This window comes from Actinomyces urogenitalis DSM 15434 (genome assembly GCF_000159035.1).
In the GTDB taxonomy this organism is placed as follows: Bacteria; Actinomycetota; Actinomycetes; order Actinomycetales; family Actinomycetaceae; genus Actinomyces; species Actinomyces urogenitalis.
In genome coordinates this window covers 110,241-121,917 of record NZ_DS999575.1, presented here as the reverse complement: position 1 = coordinate 121,917, position 11,677 = coordinate 110,241, and the positions used below count along the sequence as shown (strand labels likewise).

At 70.8% G+C, this 11,677-nt stretch carries 10 protein-coding genes; 2 read left to right on the top strand and 8 right to left on the bottom strand.

Features of this window, described 5'->3' with window-relative positions; all coding sequences use genetic code 11:
• Window positions 1–81 precede the first annotated feature (81 nt).
• Together HMPREF0058_RS06510 and HMPREF0058_RS13360 are read right to left on the bottom strand one after the other, a co-directional pair.
• Window positions 82–981, bottom strand: a complete 900-nt coding sequence (locus HMPREF0058_RS06510) for a 1,4-dihydroxy-2-naphthoate polyprenyltransferase (protein WP_006548954.1) — start codon at window positions 979–981, stop codon at window positions 82–84.
• A 185-nt stretch (window positions 982–1,166) separates the two neighbouring features.
• Entirely contained in the window at window positions 1,167–2,603 is a 1,437-nt protein-coding gene (locus HMPREF0058_RS13360; protein WP_282632527.1) for an AMP-binding enzyme, read from the bottom strand.
• A 93-nt stretch (window positions 2,604–2,696) separates the two neighbouring features.
• On the opposite strand from HMPREF0058_RS13360, the gene HMPREF0058_RS06500 reads away from it, so the two are divergent.
• Window positions 2,697–3,164: a PLD nuclease N-terminal domain-containing protein gene (locus tag HMPREF0058_RS06500; protein WP_006548952.1), complete on the top strand. Its 468-nt coding sequence runs from the start codon at window positions 2,697–2,699 to the stop codon at window positions 3,162–3,164.
• A 701-nt stretch (window positions 3,165–3,865) separates the two neighbouring features.
• On the opposite strand, the gene HMPREF0058_RS06495 is transcribed toward HMPREF0058_RS06500, so the two are convergent.
• Together HMPREF0058_RS06495 and HMPREF0058_RS06490 are read right to left on the bottom strand one after the other, a co-directional pair.
• Window positions 3,866–4,675: a hypothetical protein gene (locus tag HMPREF0058_RS06495; RefSeq protein WP_040319745.1), complete on the bottom strand. Its 810-nt coding sequence runs from the start codon at window positions 4,673–4,675 to the stop codon at window positions 3,866–3,868.
• Complete coding sequence (locus HMPREF0058_RS06490; RefSeq protein ID WP_006548950.1) at window positions 4,672–5,358, bottom strand: histidine phosphatase family protein; 687 nt, start codon at window positions 5,356–5,358, stop codon at window positions 4,672–4,674. The genes HMPREF0058_RS06495 and HMPREF0058_RS06490 overlap by 4 nt, the downstream gene beginning before the upstream one ends.
• Before the next feature lie 73 nt (window positions 5,359–5,431).
• On the opposite strand from HMPREF0058_RS06490, the gene dapD reads away from it, so the two are divergent.
• Window positions 5,432–6,415 carry a 2,3,4,5-tetrahydropyridine-2,6-dicarboxylate N-succinyltransferase gene (dapD, locus tag HMPREF0058_RS06485; protein WP_006548949.1) on the top strand — a complete coding sequence of 328 codons (984 nt, stop codon included), beginning with the start codon at window positions 5,432–5,434 and terminating at the stop codon, window positions 6,413–6,415.
• 121 nt (window positions 6,416–6,536) lie between these two features.
• Here the strand turns inward: dapD and HMPREF0058_RS06480 are convergent, their stop codons facing one another.
• The 4 genes from HMPREF0058_RS06480 to HMPREF0058_RS06465 all read right to left on the bottom strand — a co-directional run.
• Window positions 6,537–7,949: a citrate synthase gene (locus HMPREF0058_RS06480; RefSeq protein WP_006548948.1), complete on the bottom strand. Its 1,413-nt coding sequence runs from the start codon at window positions 7,947–7,949 to the stop codon at window positions 6,537–6,539.
• A gap of 161 nt (window positions 7,950–8,110) precedes the next feature.
• On the bottom strand, window positions 8,111–9,325 hold the full coding sequence (gene dapC / locus HMPREF0058_RS06475) for a succinyldiaminopimelate transaminase (protein WP_006548946.1): 1,215 nt from the start codon (window positions 9,323–9,325) through the stop codon (window positions 8,111–8,113).
• Window positions 9,326–9,440: 115 nt separating this feature from the next.
• On the bottom strand, window positions 9,441–9,794 hold the full coding sequence (gene fdxA, locus HMPREF0058_RS06470; RefSeq protein ID WP_006548945.1) for a ferredoxin: 354 nt from the start codon (window positions 9,792–9,794) through the stop codon (window positions 9,441–9,443).
• Between the two features lie 203 nt (window positions 9,795–9,997).
• Window positions 9,998–11,677 (bottom strand): VanW family protein (locus HMPREF0058_RS06465; protein ID WP_006548944.1); only part of this gene is annotated, 1,680 nt, incomplete at its 5' end.

Sequence of the window (11,677 nt, the reverse complement as noted above, 5' to 3'; positions counted from 1 at the left end):
GTTAAAGCGTGCTTCGAACTCGTGGCAGCATGTTTTCAGCTGCTAGAAGCACGCCGCCTTGCTGTGAGCGCGCGAGACCGGTCAGGCCGCGGTCACGGCCAGCAGGCCCAGCGCCATGACGACGCCGTAGACGAGCTCGTACAGACCAGCGTCCCGCAGTGCCGGAATGAGGGCACGCCCCTGCGCGCCGCCGCGCACGGGGAGGCTCACACGATGGGCCGCGAGCGCTAGCACCGCCGCCACGACGATCAGTATGAGCGCTCCTCCCAGCGCATTGCCGTCCCGGCTCTCGCTCCAGCGCGCCCAGGTCAGCGCCGCGATCCCCAGCAGGACGGGCAGGCGCACCATGAGGACAAAGGCCGAGCGCGCCCGCGCCTGGCCCAGGCGCACGGCCAGGGTCCGCTTGCCGTGAGCCGGGTCAGTGTTGATGTCACGCAGGTTGTTGACCATGAGCAGCGAGCAGGCGATGAGGCCGATGCCGCAGGCAGACAGCCAGACCCACCCTGGCACCAGGCCACCCTGGACGTAGACGGTCCCGCTGGTGGCCACCAGTCCGAAGAAGACGAAGACGAAAACCTCGCCCAGCCCGGCGTAGCCGTAGGGGTGGGAGCCTCCGGTATAGAACCAGGCCGCCGCCACCGCCGCGATACCGACCCCGACCAGCCACCACTGGCCAGACAGTGCCAGCAGGGCCAGGCCGAGTAGGCCCGCCAGGGCGAAGCAGCCGAAGGCGGCGTACTTGACCACAGCCGGACGTACCTGGCCAGAGGCAGTCAGACGCGGTGGGCCGGTGCGATCGTCGTCGGTGCCCCGCACGCCGTCGGAGTAGTCATTGGCCAGGTTCGAGCCGATCTGGAGGGCCAGGGCCACGCCGCCAGCCAGGAGCGTGCGCGGCAGGGAGAAGGTTCCCAGCGCCCCCGCGGCTCCCGCCCCGAGGATGACCGGCGCCAGGGCTGCCGGGAGAGTACGCAGCCGCACCACCTCGGCCCAGCTCGTAGCGCGCGGGCCCTCCGCCTCCGGCGCACTGGGGCGCGACGTGGACGGGGGAACAGGACCATCGTAAGCGGACACGCTTCTCCTTCAGACTAGGGCCCCACGAGCCTACCGCGGAAGCGCCCAGAGACTGAGACGAGCCCCGGACTGGGATACCTGCCAGGCGTCCTGACCTACCCCACCAGGCGCGCGCGGGCCAGGGCAGCCACCGCCCGCCGGTCGACCTTGCCCGGGCCCCGCTCGGCAAGCCGGTCGACGACCAGGACGTGCTTGGGCGCGTGGGCGCCGTCGAGCCTGGCACGCGCAGCCGCCCGCAGGCCCTCAGCATCGAGGGACTGGCCGGGGCTCGCCACGACCACGGCGACCACGGCAGCGCCCCACTGGGCGTCAGGCACGGCGACGACGCAGCACTGGGCGACCCCCGCCAGGCGGGCTACCACTTCCTCCACCACCCGCGGCTCCACCTTGACGCCGCCGGTGACGATGACGTCATCCAGGCGTCCCAGCACCGTCAGGACGCCGTCGTCGAGCCTGCCCCGGTCCGAGGTCAGCAGCTCGGCCCGACCGTCCAGGCCAGGGCGAAGCAGCGAGGACCCCTCCCAGCAGGCCTCGGCCAGGACCGGACCGGCCAGGACGATCCGGCCGACGCCGTCGCCATCAGGGTCCAGCAGGCGCACGCTGACCCCGTCCAGCGGCCGGCCGTCATAGACGCAGCCACCACCGGTCTCGCTCATGCCGTAGGTGCGCACCACCCTCAGCCCCGCCGAGAGCGCACGCTCATACAGGGCAGGATCCGTGGCCGCTCCTCCCACGAGGACGGCCGCCGCACGGGCCAGGGCAGCCACGGCACGCGGGTCCTCCAGGCAGCGCAGCAGCTGGGTGGGGACGAGCGAGGTGTAGACCGGCGCCGGTCCGCGCTGGCTGAGAACCTCCTCCAGCCCCTCAGCCAGCGCCTGGGTGCTGAAACCCGCGTGAGTGTCGACGACGACGGGCGGGTACCCGGCCAGGGCAGAGCGCACGAGCACCTGCAGGCCGGCCACATGATGCGCCGGCAGGGCCAGGACCCAGCGGCCTGGGCCGTCCAGGCGCGCGTAGGTTGCCCGCGCCGAGGAGATCAGGGCGGCGACGCTCATGGCCACGAGGCTTCCTCTGCCGCTGGAGGAGCCGGAGGTTCGCAGGATGAGGTCGGCGCTCGGTGGCACGCCCTGCGCCTGCACGCGCTCCAGGCGCTCGCGCAGTGCGGCGCGGTCCTCCCCCGGGGCCACGGGGACGAGGAGGGTCGAGGGCGCGCTCGGCTGAGAGGGCGAGGCCGCCGGTGCGCCGTGGCCCTCGGCGTCGTCAGAGGTACGCCGAGTGTCCGCGCTGCCGGGCGCCGTGGCCGGGAGCGACGTAGCCAGGAGCGAGGAGATCGCCTGGAAGAGCTCGGCTACCTGCGCCGGCGAGGTCCCACCTGGGACCATGTGGATCCGGGTACCGCCGGGGAGTGCGCTGCCGCGAGCTCGCGGGGAGTCAGAGGGCGCGGGGTCGGGGGCGCCCGGGAAGGTGACGCCCGGGAAGGTGACGCCCGGGAAGGTGACGCCCGGGAAGGTGGGGCGCAGGGGATCAGACACGGCACCAGGGTGGCACACCTGGCTGCTTGCGCACTCCGCTCGTGGAGCCTGGCGGCCCGCTGGCCTGCCCGGCTTCTACTAGGGTGGGGCCCCATGAAGGCGCTCCTCCCGGTCCTCGCGCTGGCACTGACCCTGTACGCGCTCATCGACTGCGCGCGCACACCTGATGAGGACATGCCTGCCCGAATGCCCAAGATGATGTGGATCATCCTCATCGTCATGGTGGCCGTCGTTGGTCCGGTGGCCTGGATCATCGTCAGTCGGGTCAAGGCAGCCGAGGAGCGAGGCGGCTACGTCGAGCCCACCGTCTGGTCCTCTCAGGAGGGCACCTCCTTCAGACGTCCCCAGCGTCCGCGTCCCGCCGCCCCGGATGACGACCCGGAGTTCCTGCGCCGCCTGGACGAGGATCTGCGCCGCCAGCGCCATGACGCCGACTCCGGCTCACAGGGCGCAACGACGCAGGACCACCAAGGCGGTTCCCAGGGCTCCTCCGAGGACGAGTCAAACCCGCCTGGTGGCGAGGGCGATCAGGGCGAGGACACGCGGGGCCACGAGCGCTAGGCGAAGGCGATCTCTCCCCGGTGAGGTGAGACGGTGAAGGCGCTGGTCTGGGGATCGCAAGGGTAGGTCGTTCTCGCCTGTCTGCGTCGGTGTCCGGTCACGTGAGCCGGTGCCAGGACGCAGTGCCCGCGCTCGCTCCCCCATCACGCCGGCCGGCCCAGACTGCACTGGCGTGGCCCCGCCGATCGCTATCCCATTCCGCTCTCCGCTCTCCTTCCGCACCACCCGCTACCCCATTCCGCCCTCCGCTATCCGTCCACGCCCTCCGCTACCCCGCAGCACGCGCCACGGGATAGCGACGGTGACCAAGAGATAGCGACAGCCACGAAGGGGTAGCGAAAGACCCCGCTTGGCAGCAGGGTCCGCAAGAAGACAGCAGCCAGTCCCCAAGGCGAGGGTGGTGAAGACGGGCGCAGAGCTGGAGGCAGGGGAGGAAAAGCGGAGAAGGAAGAGGAAACACGGACCGGCAGTCACAAGGCCAGAGCGCAGAGCCGGAGCGCGGGCGATATGGCGAAGGAAGAGAGGGAAGACATGGGCCCGGCACAGGGCTGTGGACCAGGGCCAGGCCCAGGGCCGGGAGCGTGGGAGAAGGGGAGAGGAAAAGAGAAGGGAACGAGAGGAGGGAAAGGAGGGACAAGCGAGGGAGGACGCGAGAAAGACAGGCCGGGGGAAGACCGAGGACGGCCTGGAGCAGAGAACCGTCAGGGGCGCAGGGCGGGCGGCGTGTAGCGAGGCCAGGCGCTGGTGTCGACGTCATAGCCGTAGGCGGCCGCGTGCAGGAACCAGTCCCCGGGCAGCCAGGTGCGTCCGAGCACCTGGGGGTGATCAGGCATATAACGCGCCGCCCACAGGATGAGGATGAGCTCGGCCCACTGCGCCCGCAGCTTCCATCGCGCCGATCCGGAGGCATTGGCCGCCGCCATGACGATCTCCCCCGTAGCAGTGAGCTGCACCTCCTGCACGTCGCGGTAGGCGATCGGCATGATCCCCTCCCCCGTTCCCAGGTAGATGCCGTGGGTCGAGACCGTCAGGCGCGCGTCTGCCAGGTGCCGCCAGCGCTCGACGGCATCCGCCTGCGCCGCCTTCTTGCGCCGGGAATTGAGATAGGCCTGACCGCCGAAGAAGGCCGCCGTCAGCGCCAGGCCCACGGGCCCACCAGCCAGGAAGAAACCGCGCGAGGGGTTGTAGGTGGCGTCCCCCCGACGCCACATAAGCATCTCAGCGTCGCAGGTCGCCAGCATGACCTCGTCACCGGCGAAGGCTCGGCGCACCGGGTCGACGACGGGCGAGACCGGGTTAGGACGCCGGCCCGCGCACAGCGCCGTGAGCACGCCCGCGGTGTTCCACCACACGAAGTCCTGCCCCGTCCAGGGACGGCGCGGAGCAGGCCGGGGCCTGCCCGCCGATCCCGAGACTGACGCTGAGGCCGAGGCGGAGGAACGCTCCAGACTGGAGGCGGAGGCCGGGACGACCTCGCCACCAGGCTCCTGCGGCACCGGCCCCTGGGTCACGCCCGGGCCTCCTGGCCGATCTTCGCCGCCGCCGCTGAGGACCCAGGAACCATGTCCTCAGCCCGCCGCAGCAGGTCGCCGGCCGGTTCCCAGTAGGACAGCCCCACCAGGGTGGCACCGTCGAAGGTCAGGGAGGTCAGTGAGGCCAGGGAGCACTGGCGCTTCCTGGGGTCGTGAAGCAGCGGCCGCCCCTCCAGCCACAGGCGCGTAGCCCACACCGGCAGCTGGTGTGACACCAGCAGGGCCTCGTGACCCTCGAAGCGTGTGCGCGCCTCACGCACGGCGGCCGTCATGCGGGCCACGAGCTCGGTATAGGGCTCTCCCCACGAGGGTCGCTCAGGGTTGAGGTAGTAGCGCCAGTGCTCAGGGCGGGCCAGGACCCACCGGTTGCGGTTGACGGCCACACCCTCGAAGTGGTTGTCCGCCTCAATAAGGCGCTCGTCCGTGTCCGCCTGCAGACCGAAGGCAGCAGCAGTGGGCGCTCCGGTCTCGACCGCACGCTCCAGCGGGGACGTGACCACGCCGGCAATGTCATGGCCGGCGGCGGACAGCACATCCGCCACCTGGGCCGCCATCTCCCGGCCGAGGTCTGACAGGTGGTAGCCCGGCATGCGCCCGTACAGGACGCCCTCGGGGTTGTGGACCTCACCGTGTCGCATGAGGTGAATCGTGGTGCGCGCCATGACGCGATTCTCGCACGATCAGATCTCAGGAAAGGATCCGCAGACGGGACCTGAGTCCCCTATCCTGTGATCCATGACAACTCGCAGCGCTTGGGGCCTCGGCCTGGCCACCGTGACCGACGACGGACACACCCTCGACGTGTGGTACCCGAAGCCGATCCTGGGAGACGAGCCTGAGGACGGCGACGCCGACCTCCTGGCTCGCCTGACCGCGATGGAGGCACGCGACGAAGCCCGCGGCGTCCACACCACCGTTGTACGCACCTGGGCGGACCTGGATGACGCCCCTCAGACGGTCGCCGGTGCCTACCTGCGCCTGCACGTCCTGTCCCACCGCCTGGCCCGCCCCAACACCGTCAACCTCGACGGCATCTTCTCCCGCCTGCCCTCGGTGGTGTGGACCTCCGCCGGCCCCTGCGCCACCGAGGACTTCGAGACCACGCGGATGCGCCTGCGCGCCAAGCTCGGCCACCCCGTCCAGATCAACTCCGTGGACAAGTTCCCCCGCATGACCGACTACGTCCTGCCCTCGGGCGTGCGCATCGGTGACGCCGCCAAGGTCCGCCTGGGCGCGTACCTGTCCGAGGGCACCACCGTCATGCACGCCGGCTTCGTCAACTACAACGCCGGGACCCTGGGCCGCTCCATGGTCGAAGGCCGCGTCTCCCAGGGCGTGGTCATCGGCGACGGCTCGGACGTGGGTGGCGGTGCCTCCACCATGGGCATGCTGTCCGGCGGCGGTCGTCAGCGCGTAGCCCTGGGCGAGCGCTGCCTGCTGGGTGCCAACTCCGGCCTCGGCATCCCGTTGGGCGACGACTGCGTGGTCGAGGCGGGCCTGTACCTGACGGCCGGTACCAAGGTCTCCCTGCTGCCTTCGGGCGGCGTGGTCCCGGGTGCTCACGGCCTGTTCAAGGAGCCGCGAGTCATCTCCGCCCGTGAGCTGGCCGGGGCCTCCAACGTGCTCTTCCGCCGCAACTCCCAGTCCGGCGCCGTCGAGGCGCTGGCGCGCGGCGGCAAGGGTATCGAGCTCAACCCGGAGCTGCACTCGCGTCAGTAGGAGCACGGCAGGAGCCGTACCCTCAACGCCGCCGGCCAAGCCACTGGCCGCGCTGGAAGGTGTGACGACGACGGCGCAGGCCCGCTCCGCCGTCGTCACACCTTCCAGCGCGCAGCCTGTCTCACACCCGCGCGACGCGGTCCAGGCTGGGCACGCCGTCGCGGAAGGCCGGGTACTCCTTGGCCTCGCGCTCGCGGCGGTGCATGGCGACGTAGTGGCGCTCAGCCTCACCGGTGTAGACCTGGCGCGGGCGGCCGATGCGCTTGGCCGGGTCGGAGATCATCTCGCGGTACTGGGCGATCCAGCCCGGCAGGCGGCCCAGCGCGAACAGCGGGGTGAACATCTTGGTCGGGAAGCCCATGGCCTGGTAGATGAGCCCGGTGTAGAAGTCGACGTTGGGGTAGAGCTTTCGGGAGACGAAGTACTCGTCGTGCAGAGCGACCTCCTCCAGCTCCATGGCGATCTCCAGCTTGCGGTCCCCCTCGCCCGAGCCCAGGCGGGACAGGACGTCGTGGGCGGCCTCCTTGACCAGGGCCGCGCGAGGGTCGTAGTTCTTGTAGACCCGGTGGCCGAATCCCATGAGCCGGACCCCGTCCTCCTTGTCCTTGACCTTGCGCACGAACTCAGCCGTGGTCATCCCCTCACGCTGGATCATGTCCAGCATGCGCAGCACGGCCTCGTTCGCCCCACCGTGCAGCGGCCCGGACAGGGCACCGATGCCAGCGGCCACGGAGGCGTACATATTGGCGTCGGCCGAGCCCACCAGGCGCACGGTCGAGGTGGAGCAGTTCTGCTCGTGGTCGGCGTGGAGGATGAGCAGCATGTCCAGGGCCCGCACCACGGCCGGGTCGATCTCGTAGGACTGGTAGGGCATGCCGAAGGTCATGTGGAGGAAGTCGTCGACGTAGCCGCGCTTGGGGTCGGGGTAGAGCAGCGGCAGTCCGATGGCCCGCCGGGCGATGTAGGAGACCATCGTCGGCATCTTGCTCAGCAGCAGGACCGTGGCGAGCTCGCGCTCGTAGGGGTCGTGCGGGTTGAGGGTGTCCTCGTAGTAGGTGGCCAGGCCGGAGATCCCTGCCTGCAAGATCGCCATGGGGTGGCCGGAGGAGGGGAAGGAGGTGAAGAAGGAGCGGAAGTCCTCGTGCAGGAGGCGGTGACGCGAGATCCGCCGCTCAAAGCGCTCATAGGTCTGGGCGTCAGGCAGCTCTCCGTTGATGAGCAGGTAGGCCACCTCCAGGAAGGTGGAGGACTTGGCCAGCTCGTCGATCGGGTAGCCGCGGTAGCGCAGGATGCCCGCACCGCCATCGATATAGGTGATGTCCGAGGTGCACGAGGCGGTGTTGGTGAAGCCCGGGTCCAGGGTCACCAGGCCGGTCGCACCCAGGAGCCTGCCGACGGCGAGGCCGTCCGAGCCCTCGGTGGCGTGGACGCGGGGCAGCTCCAGGCTCGTGTCCTCGACGGTGAGGACACCCGGCCCGTCAGCCTCGGACAGGTCGACGGCGGAGCCGGTTGTGGGGGCGTTCTGCTCAGTCATGATGACTCCTTGCGGATGGAGGCGCGGACCCGGGCAGCTCGTACTGCCACGCGGCACCCGCTGGGGCCTAGGTCCTGTTCCGTAGGCCACTTTAATGGCTTCGAGACGACGGCGGGGCTCGAGCACACCTTGAGAACCGCCGTGCGCAGAACAAGAGAGGGCTAGCGGAACAGCTCCGTGCTCCGCAGACGCTGGCAGGCAGCGGCCACGCGCTCGTCAGTGTCCGTCAGGCTCATGCGCACGCGTCCGGCTCCGGCCTCACCGTAGAAGTCGCCCGGGGCGACGACGATGCCCAGCTCCGCGAAGGCCCCCACCAGGTCGAAGGCGCTCACGGAGGCAGGCCCGGCGAGCCAGAGGTAGAGCCCGGCCACCGAGGCAGGGTCATTGACGAGCCCGGCCACGCTGGTCGCCTCGACCAAGGCCTCACGCCGAGCCCGGTAGGTCTCGCGCTGCGCCTCGACGTGCGCGTCGTCCGCCAACACCGCCGTCATCGCCGCCTGCACCGGCGTGGGCACCAACAGGCCAGAATGCTTGCGCACCTGGGTCACTGCCCCCACCAGCACCGGGTCACCAGCGAGGAAGGCCGCGCGGTACCCGGCCAGGTTAGACTGCTTGGAGGTGGAGTAGAGAGTGAGCAGCCCGTGCAGGTCAGGGCCGCCGTCGCAGCGCCGTCCCGTCACCCGCGGGTCCAGCAGGCTCGGGACCCCGGTCGAGGCCCAGGGCTCGCTCCAGGCCAGCTCGGCGTAGCACTCGTCCGAGGCGACGACGGCGCCGCGCTCACGCGCCCAGGCCACGATCCGCGCGAGCTGGTCGACGGACAGGACGTGCCCGTCCGGGTTGCCCGGGCTGTTGAGCCACACGAGCGCCACGCGGCCGCCCTCGGCCCCTTCCGGAAGCTGCCAGGTGGCCGGGTCAGCGTCCGTATCCACCGGCACCGGGGTGGCGCCGGCCAGGCGAGCGCCGACGTCATAGGTCGGGTAGGCAGCGCGGGGGTGGAGCACGAGGTCACCGGGACGCACGCCCAGCTGCAGGGGCAGGAACGCCACGCTCTCCTTGGAGCCGATGGTCGGGATGACGGCGTCATGGGTCAGTCCCTGGACGCCCCGCCGTCGCGCCATCCAGCCGATGATGGCCTCGCGCACCTGCGGGGTACCGATCGCCGTCGGGTAGCCCGGGGCGTCAGCGGCGCCAGCCAGCGCCTGACGCGCCAGCTGGGGCGTGGGGTCCACCGGGGTGCCGACGGCGAGGTCAACGACGCCGTCCGGGTGCTGGGCCGCACGGGCTCGGTAGGCAGTCAGGGAGTCCCAGGGGAAGTCCGGCAGGGCAAGGGGGCGAGGCAGGAGCCGGGAAGCGTCAGGCGTGTGGACCTCAGTCATGCCGCGATCCTGCCACAGGGCGCAGCCTGGGGCTCCGGGCGCCCGCAGCGCAAGAAGTCATGCGGCCGCCTGGCGACCAGCCCGTCAGCGCGCTCGCAGGGCGGTGGCCGAGCGGTCAGGCCAAGCCGTGCTCGGCCTTGTACTCCTCGTTCTGAGGCGGCAGCGCGGCGATCATCGGGTCGTCATAAGGCAGGGCGCCGGTCTTCTGGGCGCCGCCGGGCGAGCCGAGGTCCTTGAGGGAGAAGAAGTCGATGTTGGCGCGGGTGTAGTCGCTCCACTCCTCGGGGACGTCGTCCTCGTAGAAGATCGCCTCGGTGGGGCACACCGGCTCGCAGGCTCCGCAATCCACGCACTCGTCGGCGTTGATGTAGAGGCTGCGCTCCCCCTCATAGATGCAGTCGACGGGGCACTCGTCAACGCAGGCGCGGTCCTTGACGTCGACGCATGGCTGGGCGATCACGTAAGTCATCAGGCAGTGTCCTTCGTGTCCTTCTCAGGTGGAGCGCCCGGGTGGCGCGCGTGTCTGGTGCCAGTATTAACCTCTGGGCGCCGGCACCCAAGGAGGCGGCGTCCTGACGGCGAGGCTACGGCACCCGCGCCGGCGACCGGCCCGGTATTTCGCAAGCCGCGGCTCGCCGATCTGCCAAGGCGCCCCGGCCGGGGCCTGAGAGCTCACTCGCCCCCGCCGCCGTCCTCACCAGCGGCCTCGGCAGGCTCAGCAGGCTCAGGCGAGGGGCAGACGAGCACGTTGTCGGCCTGGTAGGAGGTCGACAGGACGTCGTCGGCCGGGGAAGCGTCCTCGGGCGCGCGGCGCGAGCGCGTGACGGTGATGTCGAAGCCCACCTGCCCACCGCCGTAGGGCACGCAGCTGGCGGCGGTGGAGTGAACCACCTGGACCGGCCGGATGTTGGTCTTGTCCGAGGAGGTGATGGACACCGTGTAGTACGGGGTCGACCACAGGCGCACGTGCACCTGCCCGTCAGCGGCCCAGGCCTGGACCAGAGCGGCGTATGGGGTGGAGTTCTTCCACTTCAGGTCCAGGTGCCCGGTCCACAAGGTGGCTTCCCGGCCGGCCGGGTACCGGGTGAACCACACCGAGTGGGGGTGGTGCTCGACGTCGTCCATGCCGGCCTCAAAAGCGGCGTTGAAGGTCGTCGTCGTCACCTGGGACAGGCCGCCGCCCATGGCGTTGGAGTGCACGCCGCCGGACAGGACCCCGGAGGAGGTGAAGCCGTGCTCGGCGTCGATGGGGCCGAGCACCTGCGCCAGGGAGAAGGTCTCACCGGGACGCACGAGCGTGCCGTTGATCTTTGCCGTCCCGGTCACGAGGTTCTGGGTGCGCACCGGGTCGTAGTAGTAGGCCGTGGCGTACTCACCGACCACCTGAGCCACCCCCAGCTCCGCCTCGGACTCGGCGTGCGCGGCAGCCACCTCGCTCAGCTCCAGGGGCACGGTGCGAGCGGTCGCGTCCTTGCCTGTGGTCCCTGCCTGGAGCAGGGAGTCGGCCAAGGCCTTGGAGTCGACGGCGGCGCCCGGCGTGGCAGCGACGAAGCTCGGCGTCCCGGCCGGCGAGCCCTCGATGGTGAAGGAGGAGTCCTGGGCCGCGGACTCGATGCCGGCGCCCATGGCCGCGAGGACGGCCTCATGGACCTTGTCCGGGTCCAGGGAGGCCGTGATCTCGCCCTGGGCACTCGTGACGGAGGTCAGCGCCACGACCTGCTCAGGCGTGAGGGTGAGCTGCCCCGAGGCCGCGGACTGCGCGGCGGTCCCCTCCGCCGTGACAGTGAGGTCACCAGACAGCAGCGGCGTGAGGACGTCGTCGATGAGGGCCTGGGCCTCGGCGTCCGTGACCGCAGGCTCGGTCTGTCCACTGACCAGGGCGACGCTGTCCTGCCCCACCGGCCAGCCGGAGGACAGCTGAGCCACGGAGGCCTCGACGTCCAGTCCAGTGCCGGCCACGGCCGGGGTGAGCACCGGTGTGGTGCCGTCAAAGGAGACCGTCGCGTCCTTGGTCCCGGAGGACAGGGTCTCCAGATGGGCATCCAGAGCCGTGCGCAGGGTCGCTGCGTCCACCGGGGCGACCGCGGCGACCGTCTCGCCACGCAGACGGCTGATCAGCGTCAGGGGGTTGAGGGTGAAGCCGGTGAGCCGGCGCACCGAGGCCTGCGCGTCCAGGCTCACGCCGGACTCGGCCGGGACCAGCTGGTCGCTGGCCTGCCCTGCCGTCACGGTGACGGGCTCCTCCAGCTCCGGCGCCAGGACGTGGGCGATGGCGGTGCGCGCCTGCGCGGGGCTCATGCCGCCGACGGCGACCCCCGAGACGCTGGAGGAGCCGAAGAGGTGCTGGGTGGT